At 42.3% G+C, this 20,629-nt stretch carries 20 protein-coding genes; 19 read left to right on the plus strand and 1 reads right to left on the minus strand.

Annotated features, from left to right (window positions below; genetic code table 11):
• Positions 1-71 precede the first annotated feature (71 nt).
• The 18 genes from ACFWMP_RS13005 to ACFWMP_RS13090 all read left to right on the plus strand — a co-directional run bounded on the left by ACFWMP_RS13005 (position 72) and on the right by ACFWMP_RS13090 (position 17,334).
• Positions 72-866, plus strand: coding sequence for a hypothetical protein (locus tag ACFWMP_RS13005; protein WP_379423874.1), 795 nt, complete (start codon positions 72-74; stop codon positions 864-866).
• 147 nt (positions 867-1,013) lie between these two features.
• Positions 1,014-1,358 (plus strand): hypothetical protein, encoded by a 345-nt coding sequence (locus tag ACFWMP_RS13010; protein WP_379423875.1) that lies wholly within the window; start codon positions 1,014-1,016, stop codon positions 1,356-1,358.
• A 206-nt stretch (positions 1,359-1,564) separates the two neighbouring features.
• A complete protein-coding gene (locus ACFWMP_RS13015; RefSeq protein WP_379423876.1) occupies positions 1,565-2,479 on the plus strand; it encodes a phosphotransferase in 915 nt (304 codons plus the stop codon).
• Between the two features lie 227 nt (positions 2,480-2,706).
• Positions 2,707-3,045, plus strand: coding sequence for a tyrosine-type recombinase/integrase (locus ACFWMP_RS13020; protein WP_379423877.1), 339 nt, complete (start codon positions 2,707-2,709; stop codon positions 3,043-3,045).
• A gap of 179 nt (positions 3,046-3,224) precedes the next feature.
• Positions 3,225-3,989: an SDR family oxidoreductase gene (locus ACFWMP_RS13025; protein WP_042189178.1), complete on the plus strand. Its 765-nt coding sequence runs from the start codon at positions 3,225-3,227 to the stop codon at positions 3,987-3,989.
• Between the two features lie 266 nt (positions 3,990-4,255).
• On the plus strand, positions 4,256-4,678 hold the full coding sequence (locus tag ACFWMP_RS13030) for a GNAT family N-acetyltransferase (RefSeq protein ID WP_339265345.1): 423 nt from the start codon (positions 4,256-4,258) through the stop codon (positions 4,676-4,678).
• A 356-nt stretch (positions 4,679-5,034) separates the two neighbouring features.
• Positions 5,035-5,262, plus strand: coding sequence for a hypothetical protein (locus ACFWMP_RS13035; protein ID WP_379423878.1), 228 nt, complete (start codon positions 5,035-5,037; stop codon positions 5,260-5,262).
• 271 nt (positions 5,263-5,533) lie between these two features.
• Positions 5,534-6,127 carry a chloramphenicol phosphotransferase CPT family protein gene (locus ACFWMP_RS13040; protein ID WP_379424303.1) on the plus strand — a complete coding sequence of 198 codons (594 nt, stop codon included), beginning with the start codon at positions 5,534-5,536 and terminating at the stop codon, positions 6,125-6,127.
• A gap of 504 nt (positions 6,128-6,631) precedes the next feature.
• Positions 6,632-7,729: a WG repeat-containing protein gene (locus tag ACFWMP_RS13045; RefSeq protein ID WP_339241909.1), complete on the plus strand. Its 1,098-nt coding sequence runs from the start codon at positions 6,632-6,634 to the stop codon at positions 7,727-7,729.
• 409 nt (positions 7,730-8,138) lie between these two features.
• On the plus strand, positions 8,139-8,606 hold the full coding sequence (locus ACFWMP_RS13050) for a DUF2691 family protein (RefSeq protein ID WP_379423879.1): 468 nt from the start codon (positions 8,139-8,141) through the stop codon (positions 8,604-8,606).
• A 98-nt stretch (positions 8,607-8,704) separates the two neighbouring features.
• Positions 8,705-9,262: a DEAD/DEAH box helicase family protein gene (locus ACFWMP_RS13055; RefSeq protein ID WP_042189168.1), complete on the plus strand. Its 558-nt coding sequence runs from the start codon at positions 8,705-8,707 to the stop codon at positions 9,260-9,262.
• 157 nt (positions 9,263-9,419) lie between these two features.
• Positions 9,420-9,695 (plus strand): hypothetical protein, encoded by a 276-nt coding sequence (locus tag ACFWMP_RS13060; RefSeq protein WP_379423880.1) that lies wholly within the window; start codon positions 9,420-9,422, stop codon positions 9,693-9,695.
• Between the two features lie 158 nt (positions 9,696-9,853).
• A complete protein-coding gene (locus tag ACFWMP_RS13065; protein WP_156113135.1) occupies positions 9,854-10,009 on the plus strand; it encodes a hypothetical protein in 156 nt (51 codons plus the stop codon).
• A gap of 485 nt (positions 10,010-10,494) precedes the next feature.
• Positions 10,495-12,108 carry a response regulator gene (locus tag ACFWMP_RS13070; protein WP_379423881.1) on the plus strand — a complete coding sequence of 538 codons (1,614 nt, stop codon included), beginning with the start codon at positions 10,495-10,497 and terminating at the stop codon, positions 12,106-12,108.
• Between the two features lie 20 nt (positions 12,109-12,128).
• Positions 12,129-13,904, plus strand: a complete 1,776-nt coding sequence (locus ACFWMP_RS13075) for a cache domain-containing sensor histidine kinase (protein ID WP_379423882.1) — start codon at positions 12,129-12,131, stop codon at positions 13,902-13,904.
• A 223-nt stretch (positions 13,905-14,127) separates the two neighbouring features.
• Entirely contained in the window at positions 14,128-15,477 is a 1,350-nt protein-coding gene (locus tag ACFWMP_RS13080; RefSeq protein WP_379423883.1) for an ABC transporter substrate-binding protein, read from the plus strand.
• Positions 15,478-15,558: 81 nt separating this feature from the next.
• A complete protein-coding gene (locus ACFWMP_RS13085; protein ID WP_379423884.1) occupies positions 15,559-16,497 on the plus strand; it encodes a carbohydrate ABC transporter permease in 939 nt (312 codons plus the stop codon).
• Positions 16,498-17,334, plus strand: a complete 837-nt coding sequence (locus tag ACFWMP_RS13090; protein ID WP_379423885.1) for a carbohydrate ABC transporter permease — start codon at positions 16,498-16,500, stop codon at positions 17,332-17,334.
• Between the two features lie 76 nt (positions 17,335-17,410).
• Here the strand turns inward: ACFWMP_RS13090 and ACFWMP_RS13095 are convergent, their stop codons facing one another.
• Positions 17,411-18,325: an AraC family transcriptional regulator gene (locus ACFWMP_RS13095; RefSeq protein WP_379423886.1), complete on the minus strand. Its 915-nt coding sequence runs from the start codon at positions 18,323-18,325 to the stop codon at positions 17,411-17,413.
• A gap of 173 nt (positions 18,326-18,498) precedes the next feature.
• Between ACFWMP_RS13095 and ACFWMP_RS13100 the strand changes: the two genes are divergently transcribed.
• Complete coding sequence (locus ACFWMP_RS13100) at positions 18,499-20,610, plus strand: glycoside hydrolase family 52 protein (protein ID WP_379423887.1); 2,112 nt, start codon at positions 18,499-18,501, stop codon at positions 20,608-20,610.
• Positions 20,611-20,629: the final 19 nt, after the last annotated feature.

The raw sequence follows: 20,629 nt of genomic DNA on the forward strand, positions 1-20,629 counted from the left end.
ATATTTACACAGAAACAAGTAATTAGTATGATTAAAGGGTATCGAGCAAACAGCCAAAGGGGGTTTTTTAATTGGAATTTGTTCTTTCCCATAAAAAGTTTAACGCCAAAAGAGGATCCCTTGTTAGTACAATTACTGGAGTGTTAGAACATCTTTCGGCATTGTATGCGAATATTGGGGAGGCCAAGGAGAAAGACGGCACTTGGTCTTTACTAGAAAGCACTCCAACATGCCCTACATGTAATGGCATAGGCACTGTCATTGGTGATATAGATCCAAGTCGTATGGTCGCAACTGAACTCTCGCTTAAAAAAGGAGCTGTGCTTTTATGGGCGGGTACTAACTGCGGACCTGTTGTAAAGATCAGAGAATTGGCTAAAATGATCGGAATTAACTTTGAACGGCCACTTGCTGAGCAGGATAAGCGATTTACTGATATTTTACTTTATGGATATGATAAGGAACCTGTAACATACGTTCACAAGAAAAAGGAACTTAGAAACTATTATCGTGGATGCGTTTTCGATTTGAAATATATGCGTGATGCAGGAACAACTAGTAAAGGAAACCTTTGGGCGATAAAATTATTCTCCAGACATGATAAGTGCCCAAATTGTACCGAATGCTTGTTGGAGCAGGAACGCTTGGTTATGGGGAATTCCCTTTCAGATGTGTTGAGAATGCCGATTTCAGAATCACTATTGTTTCTCCAGAAATTACGAAATTGTCTCGACAAGCAAGTGTTAGATAATTATTGCGAATTGATTAATGATCTAGAACTGCGTTTATCTTATCTTAAAAAAATTGGTTTAAAGTCTCTTTCGGCATTCGATGTTAGAGACTTGGTGAATCCGAAAATTGGTTAAACTAACGGAGAACTATAGTTCAATAATGAGAGGGCTGCCGAGAGGTAGCCCTTTGTTCAACTAACGGGCAGTTATCTGTAAATAAAAGTGACACTAGATTTCCAAAAATTAGGTCATAATCTTCAAATGGATAAATAAGGAGAAAATATGAACATTGAAGATTACAAAGGTAATGATGATTTACAACTGTATGATTCAGTCATAAAGAAATTCGTTATTGACCACCAAAACAAGACCGTTGAGTTTTACTTTCTTAATGTAATTGAGCGAGTAGATAGAAGTGAGCACAGCTTTACCTATAAAGTAAGGGAAGCAAGGCTAAAATTTTCAGGTGTGGTATATGCGAAACTACCTTATTGGATGGAATTTGATGAATGGAGTGAATTTTACCGCTCCGCAGTTATCAAAACTTCAAGTATCCTACAAAGAGTTCCCGAACGAGCACAAAAACATAAAGAACTAAAGAACTCCTACATATCTATTTGGGTATAGACAATGGTAATGAATATGCAGAACAAGATATAATCTGCGAAAGTTTTGCAATAGAATTGGAACCAGAAGAGTACATTTTGCATAATGATTTCGACTGGTAATATGTAGAATAATACTGATATGCAATCAACTAACGGGCAGTTATGCGTAACTACCAGGGAATGTAAACATCTAAATAACGTAAGGAACGAGGAGGCAGACATTTCATGGGAGGAACGAATGTATGGGATGCGGAGTGGGAGGTTAACGAAGAGCAGGCGCGGACGCTGATCGGCAGACAATTCCCTCAGCTGTCATCGAAGAAAATGAAGCGATTGGGCTGGGGCTGGGACAATACGGTTTTTCTCATCGGTGACGAGTACGTGTTCCGGTTTCCAAGAAGAACGATTGCAGTTGGCTCGATTCATATGGAAGGGAAGCTGCTGCCGAAGCTGGAGGCATATATGACCATCCCCTATCCGAAACCGTTGTTTTATGGCGAAGCAAGTGACGAATACCCGGCACCATTTCTTGGCTATGCCTACGTGCCAGGAGATTTCCCAATCGGTTTGACGGAAGAACGCCGGGCTTTATCGGCAGAGACGCTGGCGAAATTTTTGCGGAGATTGCATGAGTTTCCGGTGCAGGCGGCGCTGAAGTGCGGAGTTCAGCAAGATCATCGAAACTTGACGGACATAGCATCGCGCAAAGTGAAATTGGAGGGCTTTCTATCGAAGGTGGTTGAACACTTGTCGCCGGAGGAGTCCGGTGTGATCGAAGCGTATATTAGCAGGCTGCAAAAGGACCGTGTCGAGTCGGTGAATGCACTGCTACATGGCGATCTTCATTTCAAAAATATGCTTGTGAATGAGAACGGGATCGTTTCCGGCATCATTGATTGGGGCGATCTGAGCGTAGGCCATCCGGCTTGCGATTTGAGCGTTGCTTATAGCTTTTTACCACCTTACGCTCGTGGCGTGTTTTTCGAAACGTACGGAGGAGCGGACGAGGAAACGAAGCTGCTGGCGCGGCTGATCGCGGTATACATCCCCATACTGATCTTAATGCAAGCGGTCGATGACGGGAATGAAGCGATTGCGGCAGAGGCGAAATCCAACATCATGCGGGCACTGTCGGATTAGGCTCATTATTTCGTTGCGGCTATGGGGCTATGGCTATCGGCACCATTTTGTCGTTTAAAGGCCGCGATAAGGTACGATCCGCCTTCTCTGATGCCGCTTTATGTTGAGGAACACGAAATTCAACAGAGTAAGTCGTTGCGCTAACGAGACACGATAGTTCAAACAACCATAGAGCAGACCGCTATGGGCAGCTGCTCCCAAACGGTAAGGGCTCCAAGCAGAGAGAAGTGTACTTTACGACAGAGTGCAAAGTATGGTTAAGGAAGTACCTGACCAGTCTTGGAGATACCTGTAAAGCCTTATTCGTAATGGATACCAACCCAACTAAACGCATGGCTATTCCTACAATAAGGTGGGCATTAAAACGACTTGCAGATCGAGGAGAGATTGAAACGAATGTTTATCCGCATCGCTTTCGACATACCTATGCTTGCCAACTCCTTGATAACGGTGCTCCCTTGGATTTCATCCAAGGTATGTTGGGTCATGAGAAAGCCTCAACCACGCAAATATACGCACAACTTCGTGGCGACCGCAGGAGAGAAATGTATCGACGATTTTTTTAGCATATAATAGCGGCAGATCCCTTTTAGAAATCTGCCGCTATTCAACTAAAGGGCAGTATAGTTTAATAAGCACGGAGAACCTACCAAAAGACATCCCCTTGTAACCGAATGAGAGAGCAACATTTCAAATGTTATCCTGTGATATAACTATATCTGAATTCGGACAAGGAGATGAAAGCATGAGTAAGTTGGAAGGTAAAATCGCTTTAATAACTGGAGCGAGCCGAGGAATTGGCCGCAGCATCGCATTGCGTCTGGCACAAGAGGGCGCATTTGTCGTCGTGCACTATGGAAAAAGACGAAATGAAGCGGAGGCAGTCGTTCACCAGATCAAGCAAAGCGGAGGTAACGCGTGCGCAATTGGTGCTGACCTGAGCACTCTCGATGGCATTCATGATTTATTTTCGGTACTGGATGATGACATTCGGAAACGTACGGGCGGTAGCGGATTCGATATTCTTGTCAACAATGCTGGAATCGGTCAAATAGTTAGCCTAGAAGAGACAACTGAAGAATCTTTTGACGAGGTGATGAAGATTAACGTAAAAGCACCGCTTTTTGTTACCCAGCAAGCTTTACCGCGTCTAAAAGACGGGGGGCGCATTATTAATATTTCATCCTTTGTGACGCGCGTAGCCTCTCCAAGTGTGTTCACCTACAGCATGTCGAAAGGGGCCATCGATACATTTACGCATCTTCTGGCCAAACAACTGGGTAACCGCAATATTACGGTAAACGCCATCCAGCCCGGCATTATTAACACAGAGATGAATGCCGGGACGTTGCAAGATCCCCATGGACAAAAATATGCGGCCGGTCTTTCAACCTTCAACAGGTGGGGAGAACCTGAGGATGTAGCGGATATTGTTACCTTTCTCGCTTCGTCGGACAGCCGTTGGGTAACTGGTCAATTGCTCGATGCAAGCGGTGGATCTCACCTATAAGTAAAATCATTAGATGAATCCCACACTTTATGTTCATTTCACTATTATAATCCCACCCGATTTAAGGGATGAAACAGAGTGTTTCATCCAAGTATGTTTATATCCTTGATTAAGCTAACGGGGAACGATAGTATAGTACATCATTAGGCTTCCAGCACGATCGGCAGCCTGTTTAGTTAACGTGCAGAATAGTTGGGTATTAATGGTGAATATTTGAAAAAGGGGCATACATCACATCAAAATTTCAGTGCAGAGGGAGTGAGCAATTGAATATTAGAGAGGCTCATGAAGGGGATTACCCTGAACTAAGAAAGCTGTATCTCGAATCACGGCACAATACCTTCGTATGGGACAATATTATTGAAATGACCTTGGAGGATTTCGACAAGCATACGGAGGACGAATTCATCATCGTAGTAGAAGAGGCCGGTATCCTTATGGGCTTTACCTCCTTGTATTTGCCGGATAACTTCATTCATAATCTTTTTGTTCACCCTGATTGCTCAGGGAAAGGAGTCGGCAGTCGTTTGCTGCAAGCAGCTGACGTTAAAATGAATAAACCGATGCGATTAAAATGCGTATCTAAAAATCATAAGGCATTGACCTTTTATGAACGCAACGGATGGAAGAAGGTTGTTGAGGAAGGCCGTCTGGGAGAAGAGAAGTACTGGGTTATGGAATATAAATAAAACAAGGAACCGCATTTGGTTCCTTGTCAGGCTGTCGAGAAAGGCTCGACAGCCATTCTTTTTGCTTAATATTTCTATACGACAAGATAACAGGCAACCTCAAAGAGTTTCATTATGTTTATGCCTCCAATAACTGACTTTATAGTGACCAAACAGTGCATTTCGTTCAACTAACGAGACACGATAGTTCAATAATACACATTGATGAGCAGGAGCTACGGTATCCTGCTTTTTTCATTGAACGGGCAGGGTGGTTCCAATATATGGTATATTTAAATAAGACGAAATCCTACTTATTGGAGGCCATAAGAATTGTCCAATCCATTATTGGGGTATGGTAGAGGGAGCGTGATGTAGTGGAAAAGATAGCTGGAATTTATTTGTTTTTTATTTTTATGATTCCTATGTATGGAGTATTAATATGGACCTATTTTTGTCCTGAGGATAGTTTATTATGGGGGAAACGATGGATGTATAAAGAAGAACCTGAAGTATCTGAGGGGGCAATTCGTTATGCAAAAGTAGCCTCATTGACAGTTATTGTGGTACTGACTATTATATTTGGAGTCCTAATATTTAGTTAGCATCAACGTCCGTTTGTACTTTTTTGATTCTCGTGATACCTCAATCTTGTTCAAATAAAATCTAGGGTTGTTCCCAATAGTAAGCAAAAAGCGGTTAACCTAACGGGAAACTATAGTTCAATAATGAGAGGGCTGCCGAGAGGTAGCCCCTTGTTCAACTAACGGGCAGGATAGTTCAATCGTTTCTCGAATATTTTATGAGTTGGATAATTTTATGAACTTTGTGATTATAACGTTATCTGTAAAATACGTTTTTGAAGGGATGATTAAATTGAAACAAGGGATATTAGTTTATCTAAATGGAACTTCAAGTTCTGGAAAGACCTCCATATCGACTGAACTGATAAATCAGAAAGAGATTCCTTTTTATCTTTTATCAATTGATGATTTTTTTAATAATTACAATGATTTTATTAATAATAAATTTCCAGATGAACCTCCAAGAGAAATAGATCATCAAGTTGTCTCACAAATACTTGATGATTCCATATTCTCAGTGTACCATTCGACAATTAAATTGTTATCAGAATTGGGTTTTAATGTAATAGTAGATACCGTAATCGACAATGACAAGAGGTTTAATGAGTTTCTTGATCAATTTTTCGATCAGCCTACGTTATTTATAGGTGTAATATGCTCGAAAGAAGAACTCATAAGAAGAGAGCAAGCAAGAGGAGATAGAAAAATTGGATTAGCAGCTTCACAGTTCAGCACAGTATATTGCATTGATGAATATGACCTTGAAGTAAATACTGAAGAGATGAATCCAATAGAATGTGCCGAAAAGATATTGAGTTTTATTAAGTCCAATAAGGAATATTCGGTATTTAAGAAATTAAGTAAAAGAAATGTTAGTGTTTCTTAGAAGGCGTATTCATCAGATAGCACCATATTTAAGCATTGGGGGACTATAGTTGAACGAAACAAGGAACGGTTTGCCTCGGCAGTGTTCCTTGTTTTTATTAAGTTAACGGGCAGGATAGTGCAGAAAACTAAGATTGATAAGAATGTTAGTGGGTATTAAGCGAAAATCTTTTCTATAATAAATTTAATTGATTTACCATCACCGAAAGCTTGGTGAATAGATTATGGCGATGAAAAATAGGCAATTCGATGAAGACATAAAATACAGTTAAAAGAACTGGGGCCGATAAGTAGGGAATAATCATATTTTACCAAATAGCAGCTCCAGTGTCCGTAAGACTCGGAACGAAACAGCATTTTTCTGATCGGCAGTATGTGGGCGGGCGAATTGTGGGATTAAGCGAAGGCTTTTTGTGATTTATTCCCAATCACGCGCAACAAGACCGGTACAAGTGTCGTCTATACTAACGATTGGAAAATAGTCTCTGAGGAGCGTGGACAACAGGTGCTTAAAAAGATGGCTCTTACCCTTATATTTACGACGATGGTATTCAGTACAAACGTGGCGGAGCAATCGCTGGCTGCCAGTGCGACCGCTATGCAGGCGCAGACAGGCGATCAACTGTATCCGATTGAAGTTAATGGAAAATACGGTTTCATCAACGGCAAAGGCAAGGAGGTCATCGAGGCGGTGTACGACGGATACGGGTATTCAGGAGTATCCGGAGGGACGGTGTATGTCGAGGACCATGCGGCTAAAAAGCAATATTATTTCAGCTCGGCGGGCAGCGAGCTGTTCGAATACAAGTTGAGAGATGCCGGCATTCTTTATAATGACCGTGCGCTGTATACGACGCAGGTTCAGAACGCTGACGGAGCTACGGCGACACGGTACGGATATATAGACAGCCATGGCAAGGTGAGCATACAGCCCATCTACGCCCGGGCGTTTAATTTCTCCGAAGGTCTGGCTCGGGTCAATGTGGGCAAAGCATCGGGGTACATCAACACGAAGGGCGAGCTGGTCATTCCGTACCGGTATAGCTCGACGTCCGATTTCTCCGAAGGTATGGCGACCGTAGTGCTTGCGTACGGCGGCAAATACGGCTATATCGACACCACCGGCAAGCTCCGCGTTACGCCCCGGTATGATTACGCCACACCGTTTTCAAACGGGGCGGCAGTAGTTTACGTGAACGGAAAATACGGGTACATCGACAAAAACGGCAATTACCTGATAAAACCGCAGTTCAGCATGGCGCAGCCGTTCTCGGAAGGACTGGCTTTTGTCGAGCGTAATGGAGTCAGCTTCTACATCAACAAGAAGGGAACCAAAGTCATTCAGGGCTTTACAGCCGGAGGCTTGTTCAAGGGCGGCCTGGCTCCGGCCAGCAAGGGGCAGAGTTACGGTTATATCAATACATCCGGCCGCTTTGTGATCAAGTCGCAATTCTATTGGGCTGACGCTTTTAACGGAGAATTGGCGGTGATCAGCTTGCTCGTTCCGAATTCGCGCGAGGAAATCAGAGGGTACATGAACCGCAGCGGAGCGATCGTCTGGCCGCCGGCTTCCGAACTTCCGAACGGAGTGACAAAACTATAGTAAGGCAGAACAACTGAACTTCACAGATTGTATCGGAAAAAGAGCGCATTACAGCTAATGAAATTATCGAAACTAACAATATTAACTTGCTGTTAAATTCTAATGGCAAATGGATGATAACATCAATATTATTAAAAGAAAACAGATCCCTCAGATTAGGCTAACGGGACACGATAGTTGAACATAAAGGGTTTCACATATTAGTCATGACTAATATGTGAAACCCTTTATTAAACCTCAGGTTTTCCCCTTTCTTCAAAGCCATTCCCCTTCCGTGATGCCATCTAAAGCTTCAACTGCGGGCGGGAAATGCTATACCAATAAATTTCGATTCTCATTACCCTAACGGGTACGATATTTAAACGGCTGAGAACGCAGCCCGTTTGAATTGATGGGAGGAAGCGAGCAAATGAACAGAGGAGTCCAATTTGAGATACCGAATGAATGGGGTAGCCATCTTGGCGAGGTACTGGAACCTTTCAATATCAGTCAATTTGATTGGTATATTGGTGGAGAGGAAGCATATCAGGATACTGGGGAGGGTAAAATTGAACCCATGTTCCATGGAGAGATATATGGAATGAAGGGGCAAGACCTCAGTGAAACTTTGAAATCAAGAGTTTATTATATAATTTTCGCGAATTTCAAGGCATATTTAAAAGGTGAAATCATTAAAGATGTTCTCACATATGAGGAATTCTTAAATAGTCAGTGCCAGTTGGTTCTGTTGTTGGTTGACTCCTTGTACGTCACAATTTATTGTAAGGACGAAAAAATACTTAATGATTTATATCTGAATGGAGTCAGAAAAGGATATGAGAACGTTGAGTATATTACCGACGAAAATGATTTTAGAACAAGTCTATCTGTGTGGTAAACATACACGTTCCTGTTCAACTAACGGGCAGTTTAGTGCAATAAAAATTTACCAATTGTGGTACTATTATTAAAATGACTTCGAAAAGTGGTGATATCATGAAATTTGTTTTGATATTTGGTCCTCAGGCAGTTGGTAAAATGACAGTGGGGCATGAACTGGAAATGATATCTGATTTAAAATTGTTCCACAACCATATGACGATAGAATTGCTGGCTCCATATTTTGGCTTCAGTAGTGAAATGTGGGGATTATCGGATAAATTCCGTCAAGATATATTTGAAGCAACCGCCGTCAGTAAAATGTATGGAATGATATTTACATATGTATGGGGATTCGATTTGCAGAGCGATTGGGATTATGTCGATAAAATTTGTAAAATATTTGAGGATCAAGGTGCAGATGTCTATTTTGTTGAGCTTGAAGCCGATCTTGAGGAGAGAATAGAGCGTAACAAGACTCCCCATAGACTTGAACATAAACCGACAAAGAGAGATATCACATTCTCTGAACAGGATCTAAAACAGACAATGGAGCAACATCGATTGAACTCGTTAGAGGGAGAAATTAAAAAAGAAAACTATTTGAGAATAAACAATACGAAAATCAACGCTCGTGAAGTTGCTGAAATCATAAAAAATAGATTCGCTTTATAACGATTCTTGTTAAACTAACGGGACACTTTAGTTCAATAAACCAACAGTAGTCTAGGACTTTATTTTTTAGTTTAAGGCAACTGTTAGTTTTTTATATTGGAACCCTCAAAACGAGTTCTTTTGGAATTCGCTAGTAAGCAGTATGAGTCTACTGTTTATGCGAACTGTACAAGGAGACATTCAAGACTTTGAAATTATTCCACAAAGTGATCTCATACTTGACTCACCTAATATGGTGCAGATTGCGATTAAAAACGATGTCAAACCAGGGGAAGGATGGGCTAAAGGATATCATTTCAACGTTATAAAAGACCATCAAGCCTTGTTTTTTGGAGTAATTGGGCAGAACAAGTACGATATGATGACAAAACTGTACATGGACAAGACAGGGAAGGTTCTAGGTTCCGAAACGAAAAATGAAGGTCTGAAATAACTTTTCCTCCATGAACTCATTGAACTAACGGGACACGTTAGTGGAATAGCGGTTGCTTCGGCAGCCGTTTTTTATTTGTTCAACTAACTGGCAGTTTAGTTGAAAAGAAAATGGTATAGTTTTCTTGTGGAAATTTGAAATTTTGGGGGTAATTAATTATGCTTTTATCACTTTTAGGTATTTCAATATCACTTTTTGGAATAGCACTTATATTAACATCAAGTGGTTCAGCAACAGCATTTGGACTTGGTGTTTCATTTGTAGGTTTAATAGTTTCATTAATTGCTTGTTTTAGAGGTGAACATAAAGCTTAAAAGACAAGTAAACTAAAGGGGAACGATATCTCATTAAACCGGCGGCAGTCTAAGACTTTATTTTTAAGTCCAATACTGCCGCTGGTTTTATATTTGAGGCAGTGTAAGACTTTTTTAACTTCAGACATTAAAAAGAATAACAGGTGAGCAGTAACGGAGGGGAAGTTTGGAACTGTAGGAGCGATAGCGACCGCCCGAAAGCTTTCCGTAGGAAAGCTCGCATCGTAAGCATAAGCTGTCTCCGGATTTCAACCGTAATCACGGTTAAATTACTGGGGACAACAGCGGCCGGAAGTCCAAACGTTCCCTGCAGTTACGACCGCCAACGTATAATATTTTCTTTTAAAACATTCTTAAATAACTGCAGTTTCTCCTTAAAAAAGTTCATTCCCACACAATGCACCAAAGATTGTTTGTCTGTTATCATTAGAATAAGTTTATTAGGCTACTGTGAGATGATTTTTCTAAGGTAGGGGGACTGTAGAATGAAGGGAATTCGGGTACTGCTCGCCGATGATGAACCGGTGATTTTGCGAGGTCTAAAAAAACTAATTTCTTGGGAAAACCTCGGACTCAGCATCGTTGGAGAAGCCAATGACGGTCTTGAATTGAAACAACAGATCGAAGAACATAATCCCGATTTGATCATTAGTGATATAAGCATGCCTGGCTATACAGGAATAGATATTATCCGCGAAATTCATGAAGCTGGCAGGTCGGTAAAGGTTATTTTTATTAGCGCTTATCAGGAGTTTACATATGCCCGTCAGGCACTGCAATATGGTGCGCTGGATTACTTGGTGAAGCCAGTGAATAAGAACCAGCTGGAGCAGGTCGTTAGTAAAGCTGTTTTGCTTATTCGTCAAGAAACTGAAGGAGAACGCAACAAAGAAAAGCTGAACCATTATGAACAGAGAAACCACAGATTAACCATCGAAGAATTGCTCGATAAGCTGACGGACGGTAACAAGGGGACGGCGGATACCCTACAAGATATGGGGATTATTGCACTCAGTCGGTACGTTAGTATTTGTATAGTGGAGACGGATGAATCCTCAGGTCAGCCATCCAGATGGGAGGAGCGTGAACGTAAGCTGATTGATTTTGCGCTCTCTAACATTATTAAGGAAACTGTAGAGCAAAGAGAGAATAGTTATATGTTCCGCAAAGGTGAACGTTTTTGCATTCTACTTCAACATGAGCATGCGGAGGAACCAGAGAGATTGGCAGAGGATCTGCATGGGAAGATTAATAATTTTCTCAAATTGAAGGTATCCATTGGCGTGGGCAACACCGTAGACGGAATGGACGAAGCTGATAATTCTTACCGCAACGCTTTGAAAGCGCTACACTGTAAATATTTCGCAGGGCTAAATCGTGTCTTATCTTATAGAAAGAATCCTTTGGAAAATGAATCGTTAATCATAACTCCTTTGCATGAAATACAATCCACCCTAAGCATCGCCTTAAAATCTCAAAACAAAGAGCAAATAACATATGAGAGCTCGCGATTACTTCAGATGATTCGGATCATGGCTGATGGGAATAGAAATCAAGCGGTGTCTATCGTTTATAATGCGATCCTCCAACTTGAACAGGAGCTTATGCAATTTGGTGTGGAGGCAGGTCCTTCCGTTCAGGATACTAGTCCTATGCTTCAGCGAATGGCTAGTCTTACTACGTTTCAAGAAGTTGAGGAAGAGTTTCGATTGATTCTGGGTAAGATGTCTGAGCAAATCAGCAATCGAATGGGCAACAAGGAGCTAAAGCTACTGTCACAAGTGAAGGCTTATATAGATGAGCATTATCCAGAAAACATAACGCTGGAGTCTATAGCAGGGATGATGTTTATGAACTCCTATTATTTCAGCAGCTTTTTTAAAAAGCATACCGGTCAGAACTTTAAGAACTATGTAACAGAGGTAAGAATGAATCACGCACTCCGCCTATTGCTGCAAAGCGATATGATGGTTTATGAGATTGCTGACAGTGTAGGATACAACAATGCTCGGCATTTTAGCGACATGTTTAAGAAGAAATACGGCAAACTGCCACAAGAGTATAAGCAATCTTTCAAAAGCCAATCGTCAGATGGATAGCAAAGGGGATGCCTTCATTCATGTTTATCTGGGGCCGAAGATCCAAAAGCCTATTTGTTAAGTTCTCCGCTTCTTTTTTACTAGTCGGTCTGATTCCGTTGTTTGCGCTTAGCTATATCTCTGTTCAGACTTTCTCTGGATATGTCGAGCGTTACACAACAAGTAACTTGCAGCAAATGGTGCTATATATGAGCTATAACTTAAATTCTGCCTTTAATCAGTACAATGAGATTTCCAAACTGATGTACACGGGGCGTTATGAAGGCTTTATCGAGAGTTATTCGCAGAATCAAACCTATAATGTAAATGAGCTAGAACAAATCAACACGATTCCCATTGAATCTTTTCTAAAAACAGTTCTATACAGCGACTCTTATATCACTAGTGTTTATTTTCATAGGGAGTTAGACGATAAGCTATATTATCAGGAAAAAGAAAACAAAGGGATCAACTTTGATCTGCTGCCTTATAAAGAGTGGTCGACGGAAATGGCTCCGGATCCATCTCATGTGGCTATTTTTCCTACTCATTCCGAGGAATACTTCATAGGCTCTAAGCGAAGTGTATTCACAATTGGACGTACATTGATTGATATTTCTGGGCGTGTTACCAAGGAGCCAAAGGTTGTAGGGACTTTATTTATGGACGTTGATGCATCCATATTCAATCAGTTTTTTAGAGAGCTAAATCTCGGAGAACAGGATGATCTGTTTTTATTAGATGGCGATGGAAATATATATTTCACAAATGAGAACGCAGCAGAGAATGATGAGGTACTACATGCACGGAAAGATGAGAAAATGATCGTCCTCAGTGAGGATATTCCTTTTCTTAACGGCAAGGTGACTGCAAGAATTCATCGAGCGAATTTATTCGATCAGCTTTTTTCAGCCCGTACGACCGTGTTTATAGCGATGTTTATTTGTGCGATTGTGATGATTCTTATGGGAGTCTGGTTCTCTAGAAGATTAGCTGCTCCGATACGAAACTTAATTAAGCAAATGGCAATTGTAGAATCCGGTAATCTTGATACCCAGATGGTAGTGAACAGCAATGATGAAATGGGTAGACTTAGCCATGGTTTTAATCGAATGGTTGAGCGTCTACAGGCTTATATCGATGAAGCTTACGTTGCCCAGATCAAGCAGAAGCAAACTGAGTTAAATGCTTTAAAAAGCCAGATTCGGCCACATTATTTATACAATACCCTGGAAGTTATTCGAATGAATGCCGTGGATAAAGATAATGATGAGGTTGCAGATATGATTTTATCGTTATCCAACCAGTTAAAATATGTGATTGATTATGGGGAGGATAAAGTAAGCATCCGAGAGGAACTGGATCATCTGCGGGATTATTTCTATATCATTTCTGTACGGTACGAGAATAAATTTGAGCTTGTCGTGGATGTCTCGCCGGAAGTGGATTTGAACTGGTACATTCTGAAATTGTCTCTTCAGCCGATTGTTGAAAATGCTATTCAGCATGGACTACGCGGTCAAGGGAGAGGTACAGTAGCGCTAACCGTCGAGAAGCAAGAGGATAAGTTGCTGGTTACAATCTATGATGATGGAATTGGAATGAGCAAAGAAAAGGTACTGCTGTTGAGTGAAATCTTGGAACAGCCTAGTTCGCCCAGTAAAAATGTCGGCTTAAAAAATGTTCATGAGCGGATTCGTACAGTATATGGTAAAGAATACGGGCTGTCCTTAAGTAGTAGAGAGCATATTGGAACATCGATTCTTTTGTCGTTTCCAATTGTAGAGAATCCCTATACAGTCGCAGATGGAGAATGAATATCAAGGGTTAGGCGATGAGCGAAAGACTGCGGTCTTTCGTTCTTTTTTTGAAATCGTACTTGAACACATCTTAAATTCACCACACATCCCGCTTAAAAAAGTTCATTCAAGCAACTAATAATGAATGCTATTCTTATAGCAACGGAAACGCTTTCGAGAGATGATGCGCACATCTTGCTTCAGTTTCCACAGTGAATACAAAAGGGGAGGCTACTAAGGTATGCTCACAAAAACAATGATGAAATTATCCGTATTGTTACTCGCCACAACGACAGCTTTGACGGCTTGTGGTGGCAATAATAATAGTGCCGGCAATAGTGCAGGCAATACACCAACATCCGAAGCACCTGCAAATGCACCGCAAGAGACGAAGAAAGAAGTTAGCTTTACGATAGGCTACGCATCCGGTGATCCGGCGACCAAAAAAGCTATCGCAGATACGGTCAAAAAATTTACAGAAGCTAATCCGAACGTCACCATCAAAGATTTGAGTGAAACTTCATCCGCTGCCTATCTTGACTGGCTCAAAACAAAAGATGCAGTGGGGGAATTCCCGGACCTGGTGGAAATGCGTGATACTGAAGTCTTTGCCGACGCAGGTAAAATTGTAGAGCTGCCTTCCGATCTACTAGATTTGTTCGAAGCCCCTCCTCAAGTGGATGGCAAGGTGTGGAATGCACCACTGCAAGTCAACGCACCTCAAGGAATTATCTACAGCAAAAAAGCATATGCAGATGCAGGGATCACCGAGCTTCCCAAAACCTATGACGAATTCATAGCTATTCAAGAAAAATTGAAAACATCAGGCATTACTCCGATTGTAGTGGGCGGAAAAGACATTTTCCACATGGGCTTCTGGGTAAACAAATTCCTGATCGATGATGTCTACTCGAAAGATCCAGATTGGAACTCCAAACGTACAGCTAAAACTGTCAGCTTCACAGATGCTAATGTTGTTCAAGGCATTACTGATTTCAAAGAGCTGTTCCAGAATTATGTCGATAAAGGCTGGCTCAGCACGGGCGACAATCAAACCGCTTCGATTCTTGTCTCAGGCAAAGCCGCGCAATTGTACTCCGGTACATGGATGTTTACACAAATTGCAGAAGCGGACCCGAACTTTGAATTTGGCTTCTATGGTCTTCCTGACCGTGAAGGGAATATCAATGTGATTGGTCTTCCGTCTCCAGCAGGCTGGTCCTTATCCACAGAAGCTGCTAAGGACGCAGAGAAGACAGAAGCCATTAAAGATTTTATCCGCTTCTTCTTCGCCCCGGAGCAATATTCGAATTATTTAGCGACGATAAACGCAATTCCTTCGACTAAAGAAAAAGTAACGTATGATACCAGTGAACAAATGCAAGTGGCTTTAGATCTTATTGCTGACACGAATGTAGTGAAGTCCTTAGCGATCAACAACTGGTGGGGTGATAACTTGATTCCTCCACAGTTCCGCAACTGGTATTACAAACTGCTGCAGGATCTTGTTGTGAAAGATGGAGACGTAACTAAATATATGCAAGATGCTGATAAAGAATATGACAACCAAGTGAAAGCTAATCAGATGTAAGTGCAGCGCCTGTTAGAGCAACCTCTGCTGCTGCAGAGGTTCTCTTTTTTACAAGCCTGCCTTAAGGGAGGGAGAGTAGCCATGGCTACATCTGCAGTAAATGCTGACAAGTCATTGATTGCCACGTTAAAGCTCAAAAAGAAAAAGAAAAAATGGCAGTCTTACGCTCTATTGTTCATATTACCCTCATTTATTCTATACACCATGTTCGTTATCGTCCCAACGGTAGGAAGTGTCTATTTAAGCTTTACTTCATGGGATGGTATCAGCGATGACGTCCGCTATATCGGGTTTGCTAACTTCGTGGAAATTTGGAATAGTCCAAGGGTGCATAATGCGCTGAAAAATACGATGATCATGACCCTTTCACTAGTTGTTCTAGAGAATATTGCAGCTATTGCAATGGCTATGATGGTCGATAAGGTACGCTGGTTCCGTAATTTATTCAGAAGTGTGTTTTATTTCCCTACACTGCTGAGTGGGATCGTAATGGGCTTTGTGTGGGCGATGATTCTGAATTACAACTTTGGTGTATTTAATCAGATTCTGGAGTCTGTCCGTCTCGGAAGCTGGATTGTAGATTGGTTGGGCAATCCTAAATATGCGATGCTGTCAATAATTTTGTCTACCGTTTGGAAAGGCGCGGGTTATTATATGATCATTTATCTCGCTGGATTGCAAGGTATTCCGCAGGAATTGAATGAAGCGGCAAGCATTGATGGAGCAGGGGGCTGGCAACAATTCCGGCATATCACCTTTCCGCTGCTTGCGGGGTCAATGACTGTATGTATGGTACTATCGATGATCAGCGCCTTGAAGATTTTTGATCAGATTGCTGTCATGACCGATGGTGGTCCGGGCTTTGAGACGGAGACGTTAACTTATATTATTTATAAAGTTGGGTTTGGTGAATTAAGACAAGGCTTTGGTACGGCGCTGGCCATGGTCTTGTTCTTAATCATACTGATCATTACAGTCTTTCAAGTGAAGGTTCTCCAGAAGCGGGAGGTGCAGCTCTAAATGACGATGCAGACACGCAGAAGAGTTGGGCAAATCGCACTTTTTATGGTTACCTTAGTAGTGGCTATTCTATTTTTCTTCCCTATCTTCTTCAATTTGATGTCGGCCTTTAAGAGTAATGCAGAGATCATGAAGGATGCCATTGCTTTTCCGAAAACCCTTTATCTGGACAGCTTTAAATACCTGTTAACAGAAACAGAGTTTCCACGAGCGATTCTGAACAGTCTGATTCTGACGGCGGTGTCTATCGCCGCGCAGGTCTTGATCATTCCCATGGCAGGGTATGCCATTGAACGTAGAAATACTAGATGGACTCGATTTATGTTCGTATATTTTTTGGCCGGAATGATGATTCCTTTTCAGGCGTATATGATTCCTTTGTTCAAAGAGCTTAGAATGCTAGGATTGTACGGTAGCCTTGCGGGACCCATTCTTATTTATGTAGCCGGTGCGGTAGGTTTCGGATGTCTGCTGTATACCAGTTTTGTCAAAGGAATACCTAGAGAAATTGAAGAAGCGGCAGAGATTGATGGCTGTTCTCGGTACGGGATATTTTGGAGAATTGTTTTCCCGCTATTAGGGCCTGTTACGGCAAGCATGGTTGTCTTGAACGGACTTGGAATCTGGAATGATTTCTTGATGCCGATGCTGGTATTACCTTCAGGACAGGCCAAGACGATGGTTGTGGAAATTTACCGTTATATCGGAGAATTCTCTTCACGTTGGGATATGATTTTTGCGGGAACAGCGATGTCGGTGGTGCCTGTGTTGATTGTGTTTATCGCTTTGCAGAAGTATTTTGTGAAGGGGATTGCGTCGGGAGCGACGAAGGGGTAATTCATAAGAGGGATGTATCCTGTAACCACTTAGTGGACAGCGGAATACACCCCTTTTTTCGTAGGCGTAAAGATCTTTAAAGTGTGCTTGGATTCGCAGTTAAACGGCGGTAGCCCATTGGCGGCAGACCAGTCCAGCGTTTGAATTGTTTGCTGAAATGGGACACATCACGGTACCCCAGTCGTTGAGCAACCGATTCGACAGATAGACTATTATCCATCAGCAGCAGTTTGGCGTGTCGAATGATTAAGCGGGATAAATATTGCCTTGGTGACATCCCATAGATTTGATGAAAAGCACGATTACAGTGAGTAGTGCTATATCCGAGCTTGGCAGCAATGTCCTCAATACCGCCACCTCTTTCGCCTGTGCTGGCAGCGGTGGAGACGGATTCCTGCAATAGTCCTTCAATAGCGTTAGCCAGGGCAACTGTATTTTCTGTAGCTTCTGTATCTGTTGGGAGAGGCATTTCCGAAAGCACCCAACCGCTGAGCGCGGTCAGAAGCTGCAGTGAAGCATGCAGTGTGATCAAGCGATTTCTATGTGTGTCTTTAGACTCTGACAAGATGGAAGAGTTAATGATTACATCTAGCGCGGAACGGATGGCCAGCAGTTCGGGGGTGTTCCCGCTGAGACTAACAGCATCTGCTGTAAGTAAGGCACGCCGCAAAATCAGATCATCGATATCAAAATGCAGGCAGTAATAAGTCATGTCACAGTCAGCATTTGAACCCATACTACTATGCTCAACACCGGGACGAATGAATAAAATATCGCCGCTTTTCTGTATAAAAGACTTATTGCCTACCGTCATTTGTTGCTCACCTTGAAGGACAATATTAATCTCAAACATCGGATGAGTGTGTACAGGATATTGCCAATCCGAATTTACTTTTCTCCAATGTGCGGCGAAGATATGAAAGGCTGCTTGAATGTCTGGTGACATCTGACCGTCAATAGAATTATGGAAGGCGGGATCATTCGAGATCATTTCAATCCTCTTTTACAATAAAATTTGGCTTAATTATAGCATAGGTTGTTATCGATGTTTGATTTGCCCAAATAATAGAAGGCTTTAGCCCTGTTGCACTTCCAGAAATATCGATAACATGGATATATAGCCCGGAGGTATCCGGGATCATGTTGGAGGGAGTGCATTTATTTATGTTACATAATAAATTTTTTAATGCTCATCATTCACCGATCGGTGCATTTGCGAGTTTTACCTTAGGATTTAAAGGAGCTAGTGGTGGTTTCGATTTGGAGATGGCCAAACCTCCTAGACAGAATATATTCATAGGATTAGAACGCACTGATGGGAAAGGTTATGACACACTACCATTTCACGAGATTGGCGGAGATGACGAGAGCAAACGCTATGACATCGAGAATCCAGACCCCAATCCAGACAAGGAGAATATTCTGTTCCCTTTTCAAGATCGTGAGATTTCTAGAGATTTTCAAGTAGCTACAGACAGCTGGAGTGCGGGGGATCTGACCTTCCGGATTCTCTCGCCAGTTCGATCAGTACCAGATCCTGAAACTGCGTCTGTGGAAGAAATGAAGGAAGTGTTGCTGCCAGCAGTACTGGTTGAGCTCGAAGTGGATAACACCTCATCAGCTACCTCACGTCGCGCGTTCTTTGGTTTTCAGGGAACAGATGTGTATAGCGGAATGAGAAGACTGGATGATGTTTCATCTGAAATTACAGGCGTTGGACAAGGAAGATTTATTGCGATTGCTGCCGAGAAAGGCACTACAAAGTCCGCACTTCATTTCACGATGGAGGATATTCTAAGTGAAGAGCTTCAGGAAAATTGGACCTTTGGACTAGGTCGCGTGGGTGCTTTAATCATGGATGTTCCAGCCGGAGTAAAAGAAACGTACCGGTTTGCGATTTGTTTTCACCGTTCGGGTTATGTTACCTCTGGTATGGATGCTTCCTATTACTATAATCGCTATTTCAACAATGTTGAGGCAGTAGCCGAATATGCATTAGCTAAATTCGATGTTCTTAAACAAGCAGCGGAGAAAGGTAACGAGATGTTTAATCATGCAAAACTATCCGAAGATCAAACCTTTATGCTAGCGCATGCGATTCGTAGTTATTATGGTTCCACACAATTACTGGATAATAAAAATAAGCCGTTCTGGATCGTCAACGAAGGCGAATACCGGATGATGAATACCTTTGATCTGACCGTCGATCAGTTATTCTACGAGCTGCGTCTGAATCCTTGGACGGTTCGCAATGAGCTGGATATGTTCGTAGAAAGATTCAGCTATGAAGATACGGTACGTTTCCCTGGGGATGATACAGAGTATCCAGGTGGAATTAGCTTCACACATGATATGGGTGTAGCCAACGTAGTTTCACGTCCGGGCTATTCCTCCTATGAGTTATATGGCATTGATGGTTGCTTCTCTCATATGACACATGAACAATTGGTAAACTGGGTGCTGAGTGCGGCAACTTATCTTGAACACACAGGTGATCGGAGCTGGATGGAACGTAATCTGAGTATCTTGGAAAAGTGCTTGGATAGTATGTTAAATCGGGATCATCCAGATCCTGAGCAAAGAAACGGTGTTATGGCGCTAGATAGCTCACGTACGATGGGTGGAGCAGAGATTACTACCTATGATAGTCTGGATGTCTCTTTAGGTCAGGCTCGCAACAATATTTACTTGGCAGGAAAATGCTGGGCGGCTTACTTAGCTATGGAGAAAATATTTGCAGAGTATGAGCGTGCGGAGCTGTCCAAAACAGCAGGGGCAGGGGCAGAGAAATGCGCCGCAACGATGGTGGCAAGCGTTACAGCAGATGGATATATCCCGGCTGTGATTGGAGAAGGTAACGACTCCAAGATCATTCCGGCTATCGAGGGTCTTGTATTCCCATACTATACGGGTTGTAAGGAAGCTCTTGATCGCAATGGACGGTTCGCCGCATATATCGGCGCACTCGACAAGCATCTTCATGCGGTGTTGAAGCCGGGCGTTTGCTTATTTGATGACGGCGGTTGGAAAATCTCATCCACTAGCAATAACAGCTGGCTTAGCAAAATCTATCTCTCGCAGTTCATCGCCCGCAACATTCTGGGACTGGAATGGGATGAACGAGGAGCGGCAGCAGATCGCGCTCATGTGGCATGGCTTACCCATCCAGAATTATCGATCTTCAGCTGGAGTGATCAAATTATTTCCGGGGAGATTACAGGCAGTAAATATTATCCTCGTGGAGTAACAGCGATATTGTGGTTGGATGAGAAGTAGGAATTTGGAGTTTCATTGA

Origin of the sequence: Paenibacillus sp. NPDC058367 (genome assembly GCF_042723305.1) — a bacterium.
Lineage (GTDB): Bacteria > Bacillota > Bacilli > Paenibacillales > Paenibacillaceae > Paenibacillus_AQ.